The 20,616-nt window shown below is 60.3% G+C and carries 15 protein-coding genes and 1 tRNA gene; 10 read left to right on the top strand and 6 right to left on the bottom strand.

Translation table 11 applies throughout. The features are described 5' to 3' along the window. The first annotated feature begins 7 nt into the window (after nucleotides 1-7). The 9 genes from tolR (at nucleotide 8) to nadA (ending at nucleotide 8,415) form a co-directional block, all read left to right on the top strand. Nucleotides 8-460: a protein TolR gene (gene tolR / locus HDC32_RS11025; RefSeq protein WP_162276129.1), complete on the top strand. Its 453-nt coding sequence runs from the start codon at nucleotides 8-10 to the stop codon at nucleotides 458-460. Beyond that, nucleotides 460-1,533 (top strand): cell envelope integrity protein TolA, encoded by a 1,074-nt coding sequence (gene tolA / locus HDC32_RS11020; protein ID WP_053135848.1) that lies wholly within the window; start codon nucleotides 460-462, stop codon nucleotides 1,531-1,533. The genes tolR and tolA overlap by 1 nt, the downstream gene beginning before the upstream one ends. 17 nt (nucleotides 1,534-1,550) lie before the next feature. Next, the gene (gene tolB, locus HDC32_RS11015; protein WP_043293513.1) at nucleotides 1,551-2,831 is read left to right on the top strand and encodes a Tol-Pal system beta propeller repeat protein TolB; all 1,281 of its coding nucleotides are present in this window, start codon (nucleotides 1,551-1,553) and stop codon (nucleotides 2,829-2,831) included. A gap of 55 nt (nucleotides 2,832-2,886) precedes the next feature. After that, nucleotides 2,887-3,387 carry a peptidoglycan-associated lipoprotein Pal gene (gene pal, locus HDC32_RS11010; protein WP_003209827.1) on the top strand — a complete coding sequence of 167 codons (501 nt, stop codon included), beginning with the start codon at nucleotides 2,887-2,889 and terminating at the stop codon, nucleotides 3,385-3,387. Nucleotides 3,388-3,393: 6 nt separating this feature from the next. Next, on the top strand, nucleotides 3,394-4,230 hold the full coding sequence (gene ybgF / locus HDC32_RS11005) for a tol-pal system protein YbgF (RefSeq protein ID WP_131697890.1): 837 nt from the start codon (nucleotides 3,394-3,396) through the stop codon (nucleotides 4,228-4,230). A 163-nt stretch (nucleotides 4,231-4,393) separates the two neighbouring features. After that, nucleotides 4,394-5,041 carry a 7-carboxy-7-deazaguanine synthase QueE gene (gene queE, locus HDC32_RS11000; RefSeq protein ID WP_131697889.1) on the top strand — a complete coding sequence of 216 codons (648 nt, stop codon included), beginning with the start codon at nucleotides 4,394-4,396 and terminating at the stop codon, nucleotides 5,039-5,041. Between the two features lie 110 nt (nucleotides 5,042-5,151). Next, a tRNA-Lys gene (locus HDC32_RS10995) sits at nucleotides 5,152-5,227 on the top strand. A gap of 451 nt (nucleotides 5,228-5,678) precedes the next feature. Continuing rightward, nucleotides 5,679-7,118 carry a lactate dehydrogenase gene (locus HDC32_RS10990; RefSeq protein WP_184744163.1) on the top strand — a complete coding sequence of 480 codons (1,440 nt, stop codon included), beginning with the start codon at nucleotides 5,679-5,681 and terminating at the stop codon, nucleotides 7,116-7,118. 238 nt (nucleotides 7,119-7,356) lie between these two features. Next, the gene (gene nadA, locus HDC32_RS10985; RefSeq protein ID WP_184743936.1) at nucleotides 7,357-8,415 is read left to right on the top strand and encodes a quinolinate synthase NadA; all 1,059 of its coding nucleotides are present in this window, start codon (nucleotides 7,357-7,359) and stop codon (nucleotides 8,413-8,415) included. Nucleotides 8,416-8,490: 75 nt separating this feature from the next. On the opposite strand, the gene HDC32_RS10980 is transcribed toward nadA, so the two are convergent. From HDC32_RS10980 to gcvH, 6 genes are all read right to left on the bottom strand, one after another. Further along, nucleotides 8,491-8,979 carry an RDD family protein gene (locus HDC32_RS10980; protein ID WP_184743933.1) on the bottom strand — a complete coding sequence of 163 codons (489 nt, stop codon included), beginning with the start codon at nucleotides 8,977-8,979 and terminating at the stop codon, nucleotides 8,491-8,493. 94 nt (nucleotides 8,980-9,073) lie between these two features. Then, nucleotides 9,074-9,286, bottom strand: coding sequence for a cold-shock protein (locus tag HDC32_RS10975; protein ID WP_002552288.1), 213 nt, complete (start codon nucleotides 9,284-9,286; stop codon nucleotides 9,074-9,076). A 393-nt stretch (nucleotides 9,287-9,679) separates the two neighbouring features. Continuing rightward, nucleotides 9,680-10,804, bottom strand: coding sequence for a glycine cleavage system aminomethyltransferase GcvT (gcvT, locus tag HDC32_RS10970; RefSeq protein ID WP_131697887.1), 1,125 nt, complete (start codon nucleotides 10,802-10,804; stop codon nucleotides 9,680-9,682). 39 nt (nucleotides 10,805-10,843) lie between these two features. Further along, a complete protein-coding gene (locus tag HDC32_RS10965) occupies nucleotides 10,844-12,220 on the bottom strand; it encodes an L-serine ammonia-lyase (RefSeq protein WP_065947880.1) in 1,377 nt (458 codons plus the stop codon). A 157-nt stretch (nucleotides 12,221-12,377) separates the two neighbouring features. Further along, nucleotides 12,378-15,218 (bottom strand): aminomethyl-transferring glycine dehydrogenase, encoded by a 2,841-nt coding sequence (gene gcvP / locus HDC32_RS10960; RefSeq protein ID WP_167655105.1) that lies wholly within the window; start codon nucleotides 15,216-15,218, stop codon nucleotides 12,378-12,380. 10 nt (nucleotides 15,219-15,228) lie between these two features. Further along, the gene (gene gcvH / locus HDC32_RS10955; protein WP_005790845.1) at nucleotides 15,229-15,612 is read right to left on the bottom strand and encodes a glycine cleavage system protein GcvH; all 384 of its coding nucleotides are present in this window, start codon (nucleotides 15,610-15,612) and stop codon (nucleotides 15,229-15,231) included. A 347-nt stretch (nucleotides 15,613-15,959) separates the two neighbouring features. Here gcvH and HDC32_RS10950 point away from each other — a divergent pair, with 347 nt between their 5' ends. Next, a complete protein-coding gene (locus HDC32_RS10950) occupies nucleotides 15,960-20,615 on the top strand; it encodes a hypothetical protein (RefSeq protein ID WP_184743930.1) in 4,656 nt (1,551 codons plus the stop codon). Nucleotide 20,616 lies beyond the last annotated feature (1 nt).

The following is a 20,616-nucleotide window of genomic DNA, read 5'->3' as shown; positions in this document are numbered from 1 at the left end:
GGCTTTAATCGCTCGAGCTCGCAAAAAGCGCAAGCCGGTCGCCGAGATGAACGTAGTGCCCTACATCGACGTGATGCTGGTGCTGCTGGTGATCTTCATGGTGACCGCGCCGATGCTCAACCAGGGCGTGAAGGTTGATCTGCCCAAGGTTTCCAGTGAAGCCTTGCCGCAAGACAACAACACCCAGGTCCTGACCATTTCGATCAAGTCTGACAAGACCTATTACTGGAACCTTGGCAGCGAAGTCGACACCCAGAAGCAGCAGGACAAGGCTCTGACCCTGCCGGCGATGACCGATGCGGTGACCAAGATCATTCGCTCCGGTAACGAAGGCGGCAAGCACACCCAGGTGTTCATCCGCGGCGACAAGTCGGTCGACTACGGTTCCGTCATGGGCGCCATGGGCGGGCTGCAGAAGGCCGGCGTCGGTAACGTTGGCTTGATTACCGAGGCGCCCTGATGCACCAACAGCGAGAGCCGTCCGCCTCGGAAAGCTTCTTCTGGCCTAGCGTCTGGGCGATTGCCCTGCACGTCCTGGTCTTTGGCATGCTGTTCGTCAGCTTTGCCATGACCCCGGACCTGCCGCCAGCCAAGCCGATCGTGCAGGCGACCCTGTATCAGCTGAAATCGAAAAGCCAGGCCACCACCCAGACCAATCAGAAGATTGCGGGTGAGGCCCAGAAGTCGGCCGCGCGCCAGACTGAAGTCGAACAGATGGAACAGAAGAAGGTCGAGCAGGAAGCGGTGAAGGCTGCTGCGGAACAAAAGAAAGAAGAGGCGGCTCAAAAGGCCGAGGAATCGAAAAAGGCTGACGAAGCCAAGAAGGCCGACGAGGCGAAAAAGGCTGATGAAGCCAAGAAAGCCGAGAAAGCTGCCGAAGCTAAAAAAGCTGAAGAGAAACAATTGGCTGATATAGCCAAGAAGAAGTCTGAAGAAGAAGCCAAAAAGGCTGCCGAAGAAGAGGCCAAGAAAAAGGCCGCTGAAGACGCCAAGAAGAAAATAGTCGAAGACGCGAAAAAGAAAGCCGCCGAAGACGCCAAGAAAAAAGCTGAAGCAGACGAGGCGAAGAAGAAAATCGCCGACGACGCGAAGAAGAAAGCTGCCGCCGATGCCACCAAGAAAAAGGCCCAGGAAGCAGCGCGTAAATCCGCCGAAGAGAAAAAGGCCCAGGCCTTGGCAGATTTGCTCTCCGACACGCCGCAGCGTCAGCAAGCCTTGGCCGATGAGCGTGGCGATGAAGTCGCGGGCAGTTTCGACGACCTGATTCGGGCGCGGGCAGCAGAAGGCTGGACACGTCCACCTTCGGCACGCAAAGGCATGACAGTAGTGCTGCAGATCGGCATGTTGCCGGACGGTACGGTGACTTCGGTCAGCGTGGCCAAGTCCAGTGGTGACGGTTCGTTCGACAGTTCGGCGGTTGCCGCGGTCAAGAATATTGGCCGGTTGACCGAGATGCAGGGAATGAAACCAAGCGACTTCGCTCCCTATCGTTCATTCAAGATGACATTCACACCTGAGGATCTAGCCTTGTGAGAAACCTTCTTCGAGGAATGCTTGTCGTTATTTGCTGTATGGCAGGGATAGCGGCGGCGGATGAAAAGAACATCCTGGTCACCAGCGGTAGCGATCGGGCCACCCCGATCGCGGTAGTACCGTTTGGTTGGCAGGGCGGCAGCGTGCTGCCGGACGACATGGCTCAGATCGTCAGTGACGACCTGCGCAATTCCGGTTACTACGCACCGATTCCGAAAGGCAACATGATCAGCCAGCCGACCCAGGCCAGCGAAGTCATCTTCCGTGATTGGAAAGCGGTGGGCGCGCAGTACCTGATGGTCGGCAGCATCACGCCGGCCGGCGGTCGCCTGCAGATCCAGTACACCTTGTTCAACGTGGCCACCGAGCAGCAGGTCTTGACCGGCAGCGTATCGGGTACCGCCGAACAACTGCGCGACATGGCCCACTACATCTCGGACCAGTCGTTTGAAAAACTCACCGGCATCAAGGGGGCGTTCTCGACGCGTCTGCTTTATGTAACGGCCGAGCGTTTCTCCGTAGACAACACTCGCTACACCCTGCAGCGTTCGGACTACGACGGTGCGCGCGCTGTTACCTTGCTGCAATCGCGTGAACCAATCCTGTCGCCGCGCTTCGCGCCGGACGGCAAGCGTATTGCCTACGTGTCTTTCGAACAGAAGCGTCCGCGTATCTTCGTCCAGCACATCGATACTGGCCGTCGTGAGCAGATCACCAACTTCGAAGGCCTCAACGGTGCACCGGCCTGGTCGCCGGATGGTTCGCGCCTGGCATTCGTGCTGTCCAAAGACGGTAACCCGGACATCTACGTGATGAACATGGCTTCGCGCCAGATCAGCCGCGTGACCAGCGGTCCAGGCATCAACACCGAACCGTTCTGGGGTAAGGATGGTTCGACCATCTACTTCACCTCCGACCGCGGCGGCAAGCCGCAAATCTACAAAACGAGCGTTGGCGGTGGGGGCGCGGAACGCGTGACCTTTATCGGTAACTACAACGCCAATCCTAAGCTTTCAGCTGATGAAAAGACGTTGGTGATGATTCACCGTCAGGATGGTTTCACTAATTTCCGGGTTGCGGCCCAGGATTTGCAGCGTGGAACGGTAAAAATCCTCACAGATACCAACCTTGATGAGTCAGCCACTGTTGCGCCCAACGGCACCATGGTAATCTACGCCACCCGCCAGCAGGGCCGGGGAGTCTTGATGCTCGTGTCCATTAATGGACGCGTAAGGCTCCCGCTTCCTACCGCACAAGGCGAAGTCAGAGAACCGTCCTGGTCCCCTTACCTGAACTGACGCGGCGCTACAAAAAGAAGTACTTAACACACTGGGGTTCATTAGGAGTTTCACGATGGAAATGCTGAAGTTTGGTAAGTTTGCTGCTCTGGCTCTGGCTCTGTCCGTAGCCGTTGGTTGCTCGTCTAAAGGCGGCGACAATGCCGGTGAAGGCGCAGCTGTTGATCCAAACGCTGGTTACGGCGCTAACACTGGTGCAGTTGACGGCTCCCTGAGCGAAGAAGCTGCTCTGCGCGCTATCACCACTTTCTACTTCGAATACGACAGTTCGGACCTGAAACCAGAAGCCATGCGCGCTCTGGACGTTCACGCGAAGGACCTGAAAGCTAACGGCGCTCGCGTTGTTCTGGAAGGTAACACTGACGAACGTGGTACTCGTGAGTACAACATGGCACTGGGCGAGCGTCGTGCGAAAGCCGTTCAGCGCTACCTGGTACTGCAAGGTGTTGCTCCAGGCCAACTGGAACTGGTTTCCTACGGTAAAGAGCGTCCAGTTGCTACTGGCCACGACGAGCAGTCCTGGGCTCAAAACCGTCGCGTCGAACTGCGTAAGTAATTCGTCATGCGAACGTGCCGTCGTGCTCTAACTGTATTGGCTCTCAGCCTCGCTCCGCTTGCGGTGTGGGCTGCGGTTCCTGTGGAAGATAGCAACTCTGGCTATAACAATAGCGGGAGCAGCTATCCGCCAGCGGGTTATGGCACGAACGGCGCCTATGCTGGGGGGGCGGCTACGTCCGCTCCCTCGGCACAGGGCGAACTGTTCAACCAGCTGCAACGCATGCAGGATCAATTGGCGCAGCAACAAGGCACCATTGAAGTTCTGCAAAATGAGGTGCGTCAGCTGAAGCAAGAAGGCCTGGAGCGTTACCAGGATCTTGATCGACGTATAGGAGCCGGTGTTACACCTGCCGCTACTCCTGATAATTCTTCTGCCGGTGGCGCGCCCAGCGCGGCTATCGGTGGTGCTGCAGCAGGGGCCGCAGCTGCGAGCCAAGCCCCTGCCGCCGGCAGTGAACCGGGTGATCCGGCGAAGGAAAAGCTGTATTACGATGCAGCCTTCGACCTGATCAAGGCCAAGGATTTCGATAAGGCCAGCAAAGCCTTTACCGCTTTCCTGGGCCGCTACCCAAACAGCCAGTACGCGGGCAACGCCCAGTACTGGTTGGGCGAGGTGAACCTGGCAAAGGGTGATCTGCAGGGGGCGGGCCAGGCATTTGCCAAGGTCAGCCAGCTGTACCCCAAGCACGCCAAGGTGCCGGACTCGCTGTATAAACTTGCTGACGTGGAGCGCCGCCTGGGTCATACCGATAAGGTCAAAGGCATTCTGCAGCAGGTCGTAGCCCAATATCCGGGTACCTCCGCTGCACAGTTGGCTCAACGGGATCTGCAACGCTTGTAAGCGATGCAGCCGTTTAGAAGAAACCCGCGCCTGGCGCGGGTTTTTTCGTTAGAATCCACGCCCTTTTATGACACACGCTTCCTGGGACCTGCGCGTTGGCGGGGTTCCTTGAAGTGCCTGACGGAGGCGGACAGCCTGTTTAGCTGTTACGCCCGTGGCGACTATGCAAGACACATTACGTATTACCGAAGTTTTTTACTCGTTACAGGGTGAAACGCGAACCGCTGGGCTGCCTACTGTCTTCGTGCGCCTCACCGGTTGCCCTTTGCGTTGCCAATACTGTGACAGCGCCTACGCCTTCAGTGGCGGTACCCTGCGCACCCTCGACGACATCCTGGAGCAGGTTGCCGGCTTCAAGCCTCGCTATGTCTGCGTGACCGGTGGCGAGCCCCTGGCCCAGCCCAATGCCATCCCATTGCTTAAGCAATTGTGTGATGCCGGTTATGAAGTGTCCCTGGAAACCAGCGGTGCCTTGGACATCTCCGCAGTCGACTCACGCGTCAGTCGCGTGGTCGACCTCAAGACCCCAGGTTCCAAGGAAGCTCATCGCAACCGCTACGAGAACATCGAGCTGCTGACGCCCAACGATCAGGTCAAGTTCGTCATCTGTTCCCGTGAGGACTACGACTGGGCCAACTCCAAGTTGATCCAATACGGTCTCGACCGTCGAGCCGGCGAAGTGCTGTTTTCCCCAAGCCACCACGACCTGAACGCGCGCGACCTGGCGGACTGGGTGGTGGCGGACAACCTGCCGGTACGCTTGCAATTGCAGTTGCACAAGTACCTGTGGAACGACGAGCCGGGTCGCTGAGAGGTCGCACAAACGACCGCAATTGCGGCCCCAACGCGTTATTTCAGATTTTTTAAAATAAGGTGTTGAATAATCCTTAGAAATCAGTATTATACGCGCCACCACACAGCGGGTCGTTAGCTCAGTTGGTAGAGCAGTTGGCTTTTAACCAATTGGTCGTAGGTTCGAATCCCACACGACCCACCATTTTTAGCGGTTTAGAAAATCCGGAAGGCCCACGTAAGTGAGGATTTCCGGGTTTTTTTTTGCCTGTGATTTGGGCCTGACAGGTGCGCAATGCACCCGGCAATGCCAGCATTTGGCCAAGGCACCTGTTGACTCTTTTGTTACGAGCACGCCCTATTCTGAACGCTCAACTTTCAGGATGCGGTGATGATGAGTAAGGCGCGGAGCGTAAACCCTCCAGCGAGGGAAGAGTCAATGTGCTATTACCGTTTTTATCGCTTGCCCTGTGTCGGGCTGGTTGGGTTTAATCAAGGCTGTTCAACTCAAGACAGGGATCGTCATGACTACGCTTTCGCCTATCAGCTCCGTCAATACACTGGGTATTCGGCCCACCGAACCTTCGGTCAGCCTTGCGCAGAGCACCTCTACCGCCGTTGCACGACCCTCTTCGGTCGTCAGTCTGGGCAATGTGATGTCTGATACGCTTGCCGATACCTACTCGCGTCGCGGCCAACTGCGCGGCCAGGAGGTCGTGCGAGCGTGGGAGAGCGACAGCCAGGACGCCCTCAGCAAGGCGATCAATACCAATTTCAATTCATTGTCGACAGCCAATCGCTTCAATGGCCTGGGCGCCGGCCTTGTGGAGCTGTTCGCCAAGAACGGTACGAACATTTCTCAGTCTGTGCTCTACGCGAGCGCCGACCGCGCGCAAAATGCTGGTGAGATCAAAGTCGACCAGACGCTGCTGCGCAACAGCGCCGACAACCTGGTCAGCCTCAGTATCAAGACCGCCAGCGGCAAGACCGTCACCTTCAGCCTGGCCAGCCAGAGCGACGGCCTGGGCGTGCAGGCAACGGTGGAAGGGGGCAGCCTGACCGACGACGAACTCAAGGCCGTCGGCCAACTGGGCAGCGCCTTCCAATCAGCGATCGATGGCCTTACCGCAACGCCGCCTAAACTTGATCTGGGTAACCTGACCAAGTTTGACCCCAAGGTACTGGCCTCGGTTGACCTCAACGCTAAAGTGAAAACGCTGGACGGTCAGAACCAGACTCTAACCTTCCACGCCGACGCTCAGCGCCGCACCACGCGCATGAGTGGTCCGGACGGCGAAGTGAACCTGGCGGTAGACCTGAAAAACGCTGCGATCCTGGGTAACGCCCAGCAGCAGGCCAAGGCGCTGAAAAGCTACCTGGCCCAGTTTGACCGGGCGCAGGAGCGTGGCAATGCCAAGGCGGACCTGATGACGATGTTCAAGGACGCGTTCAGTGCCATGAACAGCAACTACCCGCAAGGTGTCAGCCTTCCTGAGGCGCTGACCCGCAACCCGACGGACCAAGGCTTGCTGACCGGCCTGGCGGACTTCAAGGCCTCCATCAAGCAAACCAGCGAATCCTCCAACCCGATGCGCCCCTCTGAAATCGACAGTTTTGCCTACAACGTGTCGCAGAAGACCCGTGTCAGTGGCAGCAGCGCATTGGACCGCAGCGTGACTCAGGACCAGCAGTCGAGGCTTTCGGCCAGTTATCACAAGGGCCTTGATGGCAGTAAAACCCCGGGACTGACTCGCGATGAAAACTCGCAAAACTACCTCTATGTGCAGGTTGAGGACAACGCGAGCAGTTCGGCCAACCTCGCCTATAAGGATGGCCTGCTGACCAACGCCTCTGTTTCGCAAGAGGCCAGCCAGTCCACCCGCACGCAGAAATACGTGCTGGGCAAGTTAGTCGACGAGACCTTTGTGCCCAAGCAAGCCTCGGTCCAGCGCGACTATTTGGTGCTGCTGGAGTACGCGGCGACGCAAAGCAAGAAGTCCAAGGACGCGCTGCAAGAGTCGACCTTGAAGGACGCCCTGGCGAACATGCATGAATCGGTGATGTTGCAGGAAGATCCCTCTGCACTGACACGCTGACGGCCGTCGTAAAAACGGGAAACCCCAATGGCGGGGTTTCCCGTTTTTTTTGCCCGCCAGACGCACTCGCGAAAGTCAGATTAGGCTTTTGAATCCATTCGATATTCTGTAGCCTTGCGCAGCTTCACCTTTACCCGTGCTTGATGAACACAATCACTTCGTCCGGCGGCGCCCGAAGGGCTCCAGAGCCGGTGGTACACTCGACTTTCGCGCAACTGCGCCTGCAGGTCTTGCGAACATGACGCACATTTCCGAACGCCTACTGGTTCAAGCCCACCTCGACGCCAAGCAGCCCAAGGCCCTCAGCGCCGAGGAAGAGGCGAGCCTGCGTGCCGCCATCGCCGCCGAGCTCAAGGCTCAGGACGCGGTGCTGGTTGCCCATTTCTACTGCGATCCGGTGATCCAGGCCCTGGCCGAAGAAACCGGTGGCTGTGTCTCCGACTCCCTGGAAATGGCCCGCTTCGGCGCAGCCCATCCGGCCAAGACCGTATTGGTCGCCGGTGTACGTTTCATGGGCGAGACCGCCAAAATCCTCACCCCCGAAAAACGCATCCTCATGCCGACCCTGGAAGCCACCTGCTCCCTGGACCTGGGTTGTCCGGTGGATGAGTTTTCAGTGTTCTGCGACCAGCATCCCGAGCGCACCGTGGTGGTGTATGCCAACACCTCGGCGGCGGTCAAGGCCCGGGCCGATTGGGTGGTGACCTCCAGCTGCGCGCTGGAAATCGTCGAAAGCCTGATGGACAACGGCGAGACCATCATCTGGGGCCCGGACAAGCACCTGGGTACCTACATCCAGCGCCAGACTGGTGCCGACATGTTGCTGTGGGACGGTGCGTGCATCGTCCACGAGGAGTTCAAGTCCAAGCAGTTGGAGGACATGAAGGCGCTGTACCCGGACGCAGCGATCCTGGTGCACCCGGAATCGCCGACCTCGGTGATCGAGCTGGCCGACGCGGTGGGCTCCACCAGCCAGTTGATTGCGGCGGCACAGCGTCTGCCGAACAAGACCTTCATCGTGGCAACCGATCGCGGCATCTTCTACAAGATGCAGCAGCTGTGCCCGGACAAGGTCTTCGTCGAAGCGCCCACAGCCGGCAACGGCGCCGCGTGCCGCAGTTGCGCACACTGCCCGTGGATGGCGATGAATACGCTGGAGCGCACGCTGCAGTGCCTGCGTGAAGGCAGTAACGAGATATTCGTCGAGCCTTCGGTGATTCCTCACGCCGTGCGACCGCTCAAGCGCATGCTGGATTTCACCCAGGCTGCGCGCCTGAGGCTGGCCGGTAACGCTTGAACGGAGGCGAACTCGGTTAAAAATGTGGGAGGGGGTAAGCCCCCTCCCACATTTTGATCTCGTTCAGGCAGCGGGTTATTTCTTTTGCTTCGGAATCCGCACCAACTGCGTGTCCGAATAGATGTCATGCCAGCTGCGTTTCTGCTTGTCGAACAACGACCAGACAAACCCCAGCCCCACGCACAACCACGATGCAATCGACACCACAAAGCGCAACAGCGCCTGCCACAGGCTGATTCGCGAGCCGTCGGCGTTTTGCACGCGTACGCCCCAGACCTGCATGCCCAGGGTTTGCCCGGAATGGGTCCAGAACTTGGCAAAGAAACCAAACAGCACAAAGAACAGAATCGTCGACAGCAGCGGGTCACCGTCCAGCGCGCCGGATTCGGTGAGGGTGCGCATCCTGGCTTCGCCCACGAACGCGATCCACACCAGCTTGTAGATAAACGCGGTGACGATCAGCAGGGCAGTGCACAACAGGAAGTCATAGAACATCGCTGCCAGGCGACGGCCCAGGCCAACGGCGGGGAACTCGCCTTGGGGACTCAGCAAGGGTTTGGGCATGGCAGGGCTCTCTGAGGAAAAAATCCATTTTACGGAATAGCGCCCATAAAAAAGCCCCTGATGTCATCTCAGGGGCTTTTTGTTGCAGAAAGGATCAGGCTTCTGCTTGTACTTCGTCAGCCTGCATGCCTTTCTGGCCTTGCACCGCAACGAAGGTGACCTTCTGGCCTTCCTTCAGGCTTTTGAAGCCGTTGCCTTGAATAGCGCGGAAATGCACGAACAGATCCGGACCGCTTTCTGGAGTGATAAAACCAAACCCTTTCTCGTCGTTAAACCACTTGACGGTACCGCTCTGACGATCAGCCATTTTCTTATTTCCTTGACGCTAAAAATTAATGACAGCCCCTTTCGCATGAAAGAGTACTGGGCTGGGTTGCAGGAAAGTAAGAGACGTCGAACGGGTTGTAGCACAACTACTTCAGCTACTGCCCAGGTCCAGGTTCCAAGCGACCCATGCAAACACAGTGGGCAAACTCTACGCCAACTAATGGAGAAAAAACAAGCCCTGCCAAAAGCCCAGCGTTTACTCGGCCACAAGGCACTTCGCTGAATAATGGGAGGCTTGCTTATTCGATAGGATGGGTCACTTGTTATAGGTTAATTCCTATAATAATGCCTATCGTTGCTGCACTATTTTATGGCGGTTGCGTTACAGATTAGTGCACGTTAATGCAACCGCGTTACTTATAGGAACAGTCAATCAGCCACGATAGTAACGTTGCGGCACAAATGGCATTTTGCTTACACGAAGTGGCACTTTTTTCCCACGCACCAACGCAGAGACCTCGGTGTCCAGTGCGATGAATGCACTGTCCAGATAACCCATGGCCAGTGGGCCACCCAGGCTCGGGCCAAAGCCACCGCTGCACACGCTGCCGATTACGGTGCCGTGTTCATCGACTATCTCTGCGCCTTCACGTACAGGCGTGCGCTCCTGGGGCAGCAGACCCACGCGCTTGCGGCTCACACCGGTTTGCTGCTGGGTGAAGATGCGGTCGGCACCCGGGAAGCCACCGGCGCGCGCACCGTCGGTGCGACGGGCCTTGGAGATCGCCCACAACAGGCTGGCTTCGATCGGGGTGGTCTCGGTGTTCATGTCGTGGCCGTACAGGCACAGGCCGGCTTCCAGGCGCAGCGAGTCACGGGCGCCCAGGCCGATGGCCTGCACTTCGTCCTCGGCCAGCAGGCTGCGTGCCAGGCTTTCGGCGTTGGCGGCGGGCACGGAGATTTCAAAGCCGTCTTCACCGGTGTAGCCGGAGCGGCTGACGTAGCAGTCCACGCCCAGCAGGCGCAGTGAGGCGAACTGCATGAAAGTCATCCGGGTGACTTCCGGTGCCAGGCGCGCCAGCACCTTAACCGCGGCCGGGCCTTGCAGGGCGAGCAGGGCGCGCTCTTCGAACAGCGGCTCGATGCTGCACTGGTCGCCGAGATGCTGGCGCAGGTGCGCCAGGTCCTGGTCCTTGCAGGCGGCGTTGACCACCAGGAACAGTTCGTCGTTACCCAGGTTCGCCACCATCAGGTCGTCGAGGATGCCGCCTTGGTCATTGGTGAACATCGCGTAGCGCTGCATGCCGACCGGCAGGTCGATGATGTCGACCGGTACCAGGGTTTCCAGAGCCTTGGCGGCGTTGGCGCCGGTGAGGCGGATCTGGCCCATGTGGGACACGTCGAACAACCCGGCCTGTTCACGGGTGTGCAGGTGTTCCTTCATCACGCCCAGTGGGTATTGCACCGGCATGTCGTAGCCGGCGAAGGGCACCATGCGTGCACCCAACTCGAGGTGCAGGGCGTGCAATGGGGTTTTCAACAGGGTTTCGGTGGACATATTCAGCTCCTGAAAAACGTGCTGGTGCGCCTTTAGGCGTCAGCACTCGATAATGTTGACCGCCAAACCGCCACGGGCGGTTTCCTTGTATTTGCTTTTCATGTCGGCGCCGGTCTGGCGCATGGTGCGGATAACCTTGTCCAGCGAGACGAAGTGTTGCCCATCGCCACGCAAGGCCATGCGCACCGCATTGATGGCCTTCACCGAGCCCATGGCATTGCGCTCGATGCAAGGCACCTGCACCAGCCCGCCAATCGGGTCACAGGTCAGGCCGAGGTTGTGTTCCATGCCGATCTCGGCGGCGTTTTCCACCTGGGAAACCGTACCGCCCAATACTTCGCACAACGCGCCAGCGGCCATGGAACAGGCCACGCCGACTTCACCCTGGCAACCAACTTCGGCCCCGGAGATCGAGGCGTTTTCCTTGTAGAGAATGCCGATGGCGGCGGCGGTGAGCAGGAAGCGCACCACGCCGTCTTCGTTCGCGCCGGGGATAAAGCGCATGTAGTAATGCAGCACCGCCGGCACAATCCCGGCCGCGCCGTTGGTGGGCGCCGTGACCACGCGCCCGCCGTTGGCGTTTTCTTCGTTGACGGCCAGGGCGTACAGGTTGACCCAATCGAGTACCGACAGCGGGTCGCGCAGGGCCGACTCCGGGTTCTTGCACAACTGGCGATGCAAGGCGGCAGCGCGACGCTTGACCTTCAAGCCGCCGGGCAAGATGCCTTCGTTGCGACAGCCGGCTGCCACGCAGTCCTGCATCACTTGCCAGATCTTCAGCAGGCCGGCGCGGGTTTCCGCTTCCGGGCGCCAGGCACTTTCATTGGTCAGCATCACTTGGCTGATGGACAGCCCATAGGTGGTGCAATGGCCAAGCAAGTCCTTGGCATGCTTGAACGGGAACGTCAGTGGAGTGGCATCTTCGACGATCCGGTCGGCGCCGGCAGCGTCTTCATCCACCACAAAACCGCCGCCCACCGAGTAGTACTCGCGGCTGCGGATCTGGATACCCGCCGCATCAAAGGCACGAAAAATCATGCCGTTGGGATGATAGGCGAGGGGTTTGCGAATCATCGCCAGGTGTTCTTTCTCGTTGAACGCAATGCTGTGTTCGCCGAGCAGGTTCAAGCGACCGTCGCCGCGCATCTGCGCCAGGCGTGCGGCAACAGTTTCGGTGTTCACGGTGTCCGGGTGTTCGCCTTCCAGGCCCAGCAGCACGGCCTTGTCGCTGCCGTGGCCTTTACCGGTGGCGCCGAGGGAGCCATAGAGTTCCACCTTGATGCCGGTGGTGGCGCTCAGCAGGTTGTCACGCTTGAGGCCCTCGACGAACCGAGCGGCCGCACGCATGGGGCCGACGGTGTGGGAACTGGAGGGGCCGATGCCAATCTTGAACAGGTCGAACACGCTTAAAGACATGAGTTGTTCTCCGGTTTCTTGTTATGTATTGGGTGTACTCGGTCAATGTGGGAGGGGGCTTGCTCCCGATGGCAGTGTGTCAGTCAACAGAGATGTTGAATGTAAAACCGCCATCGGGAGCAAGCCCCTCCCACATTTGATTGAGTTCAGCCTCAGGTTACGCGTAGCTCTCGATTGAAGGGCATGCGCATACGAGATTGCGGTCACCAAACACATTGTCGACCCGGCCAACCGGCGGCCAGTACTTGCCTTCGATCAACGAGGCTACCGGATACACCGCTTGTTCACGGCTGTAGGGGTGGCTCCATTCGCCCACCAGTTCCGCTGCGGTGTGCGGGGCGTTTTTCAGTGGGTTGTCGTCCTTGTCCAGGGTGCCGTTTTCCACCGCGCGGATTTCTTCGCGGATGGCGATCATCGCGTCGCAGAAGCGGTCCAGTTCTTCCTTGGATTCACTTTCGGTCGGCTCGATCATCAGCGTGCCCGCCACCGGGAACGACATGGTCGGTGCATGGAAACCAAAGTCGATCAGGCGCTTGGCCACGTCGTCCACGCTGATGCCGCTGCTGTCCTTCAGCGGGCGCAGGTCGAGGATGCATTCGTGCGCCACCAGGCCGTTGCTGCCGGTGTAGAGCACGGGGTAGTGCTCTTCGAGGCGACGGGAAATGTAGTTGGCATTCAGGATCGCCAATTGCGAAGCGCGCTTGAGGCCTGCGCCGCCCATCATGCTGATGTACATCCAGGTGATCGGCAGGATGCTCGCGCTGCCGAACGGTGCGGCACAGACCGCGCCTTCCTTGCGTTCCATGGCCGCATGGCCTGGCAGGAATGGCGTGAGGTGGGACTTGACGCCAATCGGGCCAACGCCCGGGCCGCCACCGCCGTGGGGGATGCAGAAGGTCTTGTGCAAATTCAGGTGGGACACGTCGCCGCCGAACTTGCCTGGGGCGCAGAGGCCGACCATTGCGTTCATGTTGGCGCCGTCGATGTACACCTGGCCGCCGTTGTCGTGAATGATGCCGCAGATTTCGCGGATACCTTCCTCGAACACGCCGTGGGTGGACGGGTAGGTAATCATCAGCGCGGCGAGGTGTTCGCGGTGCTCGATGGCCTTGGCGCGCAGGTCTTCGATGTCCACGTTGCCACGGGCATCGCAGGCCGTAACTACCACACGCATACCGGCCATGTTGGCAGTCGCCGGGTTGGTGCCGTGGGCCGACGACGGGATCAGGCAGATGTCGCGGCGTTCTTCGCCACGGCTCTGGTGATAGGCACGGATCGCCAACAGGCCGGCGTACTCACCCTGGGAACCGGCGTTCGGCTGCAGCGAGATCGCGTCGTAACCGGTGGCCGCGCAGAGCATGGCTTCCAGGTCGGAGGTCAGTTGCAGGTAGCCGGTACTTTGCTCGGCCGGGGCGAACGGGTGCAGGGCACCGAATTCGGCCCAGGTCACTGGGATCATTTCGCTGGCGGCGTTGAGCTTCATGGTGCACGAGCCCAGCGGGATCATGGTGCGGTCCAGGGCCAGGTCTTTGTCCGCCAGCTTGCGCAGGTAGCGCATCAGCTCGGTTTCGGAGTGATAACGGTTGAACACCGGGTGGCTGAGGATCGGCGACTCGCGCAGCAATGCGGCGGGCAGGCGGCTGTCCACCTCGGCGTTGAAGTCCGGCAGGGCTTTGCCAGCGGCGAAGATCGCCCACAGGGTTTCGATATCGGCTTGGGTGGTGGTTTCGTCCACCGACAGGCCAACCCGCTCGGCGTCCACCACACGCAGGTTGATGCGCTGGGCGCGGGCCTTGTCGTGCAGTGCGGCAGTGTCGGCACCGGTGTGCAGGGTCAGGGTGTCGAAGAAATGTTCCTGCTCGACCTTCAGGCCCAGCGCGGTCAAGCCCTTGGCGAGGATCGCGGTCAGGTGGTGAATACGGTTGGCGATCTGGGTCAGGCCCTTGGGCCCGTGGTACACGGCATACATGCTGGCGATGTTGGCGAGCAGTACTTGGGCGGTGCAGATGTTGCTGGTGGCTTTCTCGCGGCGGATATGCTGCTCGCGGGTCTGCATGGCCAGGCGCAGGGCCGGCTTGCCGAAGCGGTCTACCGACACACCGACCAGACGCCCCGGCATGTCGCGCTTGAACGCATCCTTGGTGGAGAAGTACGCCGCGTGCGGGCCACCGAAGCCCAGCGGCACGCCGAAGCGTTGCGCGCTGCCGATGGCCACGTCGGCGCCGAACTCACCCGGAGGGGTCAGCAGGGTCAGGGCCAGCAGGTCCGCAGCCACGGCTACCAGGGCATTGGCGGCGTGGAAACGCTCGGTCAGTGCGCGGTAGTCGAACACGTCACCGTTGCTGGCCGGGTACTGCAGCAGCGCGCCGAAGAACGGGCTGACGTCGGTCAGTTCGCGCTCATCGCCCACGACCACGTCAATGCCCAGCGGCTCGGCACGGGTGCGCAGTACGTCGAGGGTTTGCGGGTGACTGTGGATAGAGGCGAAGAAGGCGTTGCTGCCCTTGTTCTTGCTCAGGCGCTTGCAGAAGGTCATGGCTTCGGCGGCGGCGGTGGCTTCATCGAGCAGCGAGGCGTTGGCGATCGGCAGGCCGGTGAGGTCGCTGATCAGGGTCTGGAAGTTCAGCAGCGCTTCCAGGCGACCCTGGGAAATTTCTGGCTGGTACGGGGTGTAGGCGGTGTACCAGGCCGGGTTTTCCAGGAGGTTGCGCAGGATCGGCGACGGCGTATGGCAGTTGTAGTAGCCCTGGCCGATGTAGGTCTTGAACAGTTGGTTCTGGCTGGCGATGGCCTTGATCTTGGCCAGGGCCTCGGCTTCGCTCAGGCCATCTTCCAGGCCGAGCACGCTGGTGCCCTTGATGCTTTCCGGGATCACGCTGGCGCTCAGGGCCTCCAGGGAATCGAAGCCCAGGCTGGCGAGCATCTGCTGCTCATCTTCCTGGCGCGGGCCGATGTGGCGGGCGATGAATTCGTTGGCGGTGCTCAGGTTGATCGTCATGGCGCGCTCCTCAGGCTTCAGCGTTGGCTTTGATCAGGCGGTCGTACGCGTCCTGATCCAACAGTTTAGCTACCGCATCGGCATCGGCCGGTTTAAAGCGGAAGAACCAGCCTTCGCCCATCGGGTCTTCGTTGACCAGTTCCGGGCTGCCATCGAGCTTGTCGTTCACTTCCAGCACTTCACCGTCCAACGGCATGTACACGCCGCTGGCGGCCTTGACCGATTCTACGGTGGATGCTTCAGCGCCCTTGTCGTAGGCCTGCAACTCCGGCAGTTGCACGAAAACCACATCACCCAGCGCGTTCTGTGCGAAAGCGGTGATACCCACGGTGACGCTGCCGTCAGCTTCGGCGCGCAGCCATTCGTGATCTTCAGTGAAACGCAACTCGCTCATGGAAACTCCTCAGGGCCAGAATCGTCTGGTGGGCGGGATTGGAAATAATGGAGAGTTGCTTAGCAATATCGCGGCCAATGTCATTAACTCTTTATTAATCAATGGCTTGGTAAAAGCGGTTATAACGATAGCGCATTTGTGTGTAGCGATTTCGCTACACTCCGGCCGTCGAAAAAAAGCCTATGCGGATCAAAGCCTTGCATGGCGCGTAAAAAACAAGGTTGTAGCGATATCGTTCCACTGTAGCGCTTTCAGTACGGATGGACGTCGCTTTTGCGATTTATCTACCGTCTGGGAGGCCGGCCCGCGTTTTACCGTGCGCGCACTTCGTCATCAGGATGCGCCGCATGAGTACTTCAAACCTTATTCCCCCGGAGATTTCCCAGGCCCGGACATCTCGCGACTATTTATCCAACGTCTTCGCCCGGCGCCTGGGCCTGGCCCAAGTGGCCCGGGAAATGATCCAGGAATGGATCGGACAGTGGTTTGCCGGTTCCGGCCTGCAGGCCGCTAACAGCTGGATCGGTGTGATCCAGCCAACCTTGGCCGGCCGCCGCCACATTCCGCTTATTACCTTGAGCGACGCACTGATCAAGCGCTGCATGAAGGGTGACGCGCTGAACTACACGCCAGGCCATCATGTGCTGTTGGTGCAGTCTGCATCGCAGGTGTTTCAACCGGCGAGCGGCGCCCTCACCGTGGACGATATCGAGTGGATGCTCAACACCCTGGCGCCCGATGTGCTGGCGGGTTTTGCCGAGCGCTTGGTGCAATACTGGAACGCGAGCGTGTCGGACGGTTCGGCCGACAGCCGTTGGCACGCGGTCAGCAGCCAGTTACGTGCATGCCTGCTCACGGCGCGGCAGAACCCGCCATTGACGCCGGAGCAGGCGCGGCTGCTGCTGGGACTGGGCGATGAGCAGGTACAGCAGCTTTGGGGGTATCGGGCGGATCGAGAGGCCTTGGGTGATGCCGATGCGCTGCATATCTATCAAGTCTATGCGGCCCAGGCCGGGGACCCGGGCGAATGGCTGCCGCTGTTGGTCTTGCAGCGTCGGGTCGCGGGGCAACAGGTCACCCTCGTCTATATCCCGGTGATGAACCTGGTGCAGCTCGAATCCCTGGACGCCTTGGGTGACCTGCTGCCGCGCTATATGAGCCACTACCGGCCAGGGGCGCCGCTGCAATGGGTACTGCGCGAGCCCGAGGGCGATGTGTTCGATGCGTTGGCCCAGGCCTTGCTCGAACGACAACTTCGCGATGTACGGCGGGTTGACTGGTCGGCACTGCCCGATATCGGCAGCTATGAACAGCTGTTTATCACGCTCACCTCGCCACTGGCCTGGTTCGACCCGGATTACCTCGAGCAGCCTCACGAAGAACAATTGCCGGTCTGGTTGCAGCGGGCCAGCAGCGCGGATCGCCTGGCTTACGGTCAGTGGCTGGAGCGCCTGGCGCGCCTGCAACGCAGCACCGGCGGTGCAATGTTCCTCGATGGCCTTGAGCCAATCGATGTGTACGCGCGCAAGGCGTTGCAACGGCAAATGCGCCTGGATCATCCAACGCAAGCCCCCATCAACCCGGACGACTACCTCCTGACCTTCGAGCGCACCCAGGGTGGCACGGTTGGCTGGACGCAACGAACCACCCGGACGTTGACCCACTGGTCGCTGGAAAACCCCTTCGCCACCGCCTATGCCAGTGTGCACATCAGCCACCAGGCCACGCCAGGTAACGTGCCGCGCTGGGTCACGCCGGCCTATCTCAAGGGACTGATCGAGCGGGTGGACGTGGGCAAGTATTATCCGTCGTTGCTGGAGCACGCACTGATCGCCGACCCGATGCAGTCTGCACGGCGGCGCCGGTTGTTTGTCGATCAGATGGCGCTGCAACTGCCGATGCGCGCCCTTGAAAAAAGCCTTCGCCAGCGCAACGGTTTCACCCGGGCAGGCGCTCGGGTGGTGCAAGCGATGCTGCGGGAAGATCCGCGTCAGCGCGTGGTCGACGATGAGGTGATTGTCGCCCGGCCCCTGGCGTTCCTGGCCCATGCAGGCGGGCTGGCCCATCAAGCGCACAACCTGTTTGTCATCGGTCCCCGCGACAACAGCACGTTGCCGCATATTCTCTATCGGCCGGATCAAACCGACGCGGTGCTGCAACAGTTCCCCAGCCGCCAGGCGTTGCTCGACGAGATCGCAACGGTGGGCGGCGATCTTCAACGCGTGGTGCTGCAGCGTTTACCGGAGAACAGCCGCGCTCTGTTTGCCAACGGCGGTTTTCTTCGTCCTCATGTCCAGCGTGTGCTGCAGGGCGATGAGTTCGACGTGCTGCCCGCATCGAGCCCGGCGTTGTTGAGTGACGAACCGGTGCATGGCGAGTTCCTTGAGAGCGTCTTCGATGAAAACGCCAGAGACCTGTGGCAGCGCGCCGTCAAACAGTCGGTTTCCAACGAGGCGCTGCGTTGGACCCTGTTCAAGAATGATCTGTGGCAAGTGTTCAATGCGCTTTTGCCGATGGTCAGGGGGCCGGTGGCGGTGGCGGGCTGGTTGTCCCAAACCTTCAGGACGTTCCGCACGGTGCTGGCGCTGCCGGTTGAGACCAGCCGCGAAGATTCCGCCAATGCCTTCGCCGAGTTGATCGGCAGCGTGGCCGGCCTGCTGATGAGCCCTGTGGTCACGCTGGATCAACGGTTACGCCTGAATCCTGGCAGTGCCCAGGCCCGTGACGCGATCCCGGTCAGCCACACGCGCCACTCGGCGTCGACGTTTGCCTGGCAGCGTTCATTCGCCGACGTCACGGCAATGGATTTTTCCTGGGCCAACTCAAGGTCCAGGCTTACGACCCAGCAGCGTGCCCAGCTCGAGACGTTCCAATGGTCACCCAGGCAGGGCGAGCGCTGGCCCGACTCGCCGACGCTGGCCTCGGCGGCGAGCCCGGTGCGCGGTAGTCTGCTGGTACAGGGCGACAGTGGCGCGGCCCGTCAGGAGCCTTACACGTTGATAGACAGCAAAGTGTATGGCCTGAGCGCGGTCAAGGATGGCTGGCGGGTCGTCGATCTGCGGCAACCCCAGCGTCTCGGTCCGTGGCTGGGCAAGGATGCCCATGGGGTCTGGAAAGTCGACCTGGGCCTGCGCCTGGTTGGCGGGCAGCCAAAGAGCACGGTGGCCCAGCGGCGTGCCCACATCGAGCAGCAAAAGCTTGAGCTTGAGCGCGAATACAGCGCGGCAAGCAACGAATTGCAGAGCCTCGAGCGTGTCGTGACTGCGGCCGAAGACCTGTGTGAGAAGGCGCACCTGACCTCCGAGGCGGCCTTCACCGAGCAGCACCGGCGCGATGCCAGGGCGCGCTACCTGCGCGAATTGGAAAAAAAGACCGATGCGCAACAGAAAAAACTCAATGTGCTTATGCGCAGAAACGCCAACAAGCCCCTGGACGGCTTTGAACGGGAACAGTGCCTGCAGTTGGAAGATATCGTGCTGAACCTGCGCCGGCAGATGTTCGTGCTGACCTTCAGTCGCCGCGAGGAGCAGTTTTCCGAAGCGCATCTCGCGCAACTGTCGGGGCAGGACGCGACCGCGGCCCAGGCGGTTATCGGAATCTTGACCGAAGAGAGCCGCAGGATCGGCGAGTTTCACGACAAGATGGTCAACCTGAGCTTCTGGGAGCGGGTCAATTACGAGCGGTTGCTCAGCATTCCTGCCTACAAGTCATATACCGGTGAGTTGCAACCGTCCTCGTACGGGCAGCCATTGGGCTGGCGGACCGTGCAGTTGCAGGTGCTCAAGGAGCAGCTGTGGCGCCGGCGGCCCCTGCCTGAAGAGCAGGACGACTTCAGTCGGATCGACGCGGCCATGGATGAGGCGATCCAGTCGGCCCAGTCCCAGAAAACCATCGATGAGCCAGGCGTGCTGAGTGTGCAGCAGCGTATCGAGGGCACCCGGGCGGTGCTGCACGAATACGCCAAAACCCTGGCGCTCCTGGATGAATACCGTTCCGCCGCGCCGGAATTGATCCATGGGGATGTCGAGGTGCCGGTGGAAGCCACGATCCTCAGCCTGGAACAGGAGTCGAGAATCGCCCTGGCGAAGCTGCTGCGTGAGCACGAGCGCAACCCTCAGCCCTGCCGGGTACGCCCCCTTGAAGCCGATCAACGGCTGATCCGCGATTCGAAGAAGCGCTATCAATTGGGGCGGGTTCGCGCCCGCACGCCGGAAGCGACCGAAGACATCGTTGATGTCATCAACCCGATTGACCAGGCCGTGGTGGTGAGCCTGCATCAGCAGCCGGGCTCGGATGCGTTCGAAGCGATCACACCGGCTGGCGCCGTGGTGCCGCGGCCGACGCGCTCCCTGGAAAACCTCAAGGCCGACGCGCGCCGCTTGTTGGCCAGAGCACCGCTGGTGCTGCAGCAGACCCGCGACGAAGCGCGCAGTGCCAAGCTGCCGGCCAGCGTCGAAGCCCGGTTGACGCGGCAGTCCGAGGGCATCAAGGCGGTTGCCGAAAAGATTCGCAAGGCGCTGCCGTCAACGCCGGATACCGCGGCCCAGGCGCTGCTCGCTGAATTGGAACAGGCCGCCAGCCACTCTCTGGAGCAGGGTCGAGCGTTGCGCATCGAGATGATCAAGCGCTTGCCGCCCGATGAGGATGGGATTGCCTGGCTCCTGGCCCGGGACCAGGTGCAGATACTGCGCATCGAGGGGCGTATTGCGCTCAAGCGGGTGGATGATTTCCTGCAGGAGTATGTGGTCAAGGACAGGCAGGGCAAGGTCCTGGCTTATGCGCACTTTCATTATTCATCGCCCACGGACCCCGATTTACCCTACAACGCCGGCCATCTGAAAAGGCCGGAGCAGCGCTTCATGAGTTTTCGCAGCCTGCTCGACAAAACCGACAGTGAGGCCATCGCGATCTATTATTCGCGCATCAGCCCGCCCATGGCCGCGCAGCTGTTTTTCAGCGCTGCCGGCGTTATCAAGCATCGTGGCCGGCGTGCGTTCTGGTGAT

Origin of the sequence: Pseudomonas sp. JAI120 (assembly GCF_014207255.1) — a bacterium.
Taxonomy (GTDB): domain Bacteria; phylum Pseudomonadota; class Gammaproteobacteria; order Pseudomonadales; family Pseudomonadaceae; genus Aquipseudomonas.
Note: the sequence above shows the minus strand (reverse complement) of the source record. Positions and strands in the feature narration are given on the sequence as shown.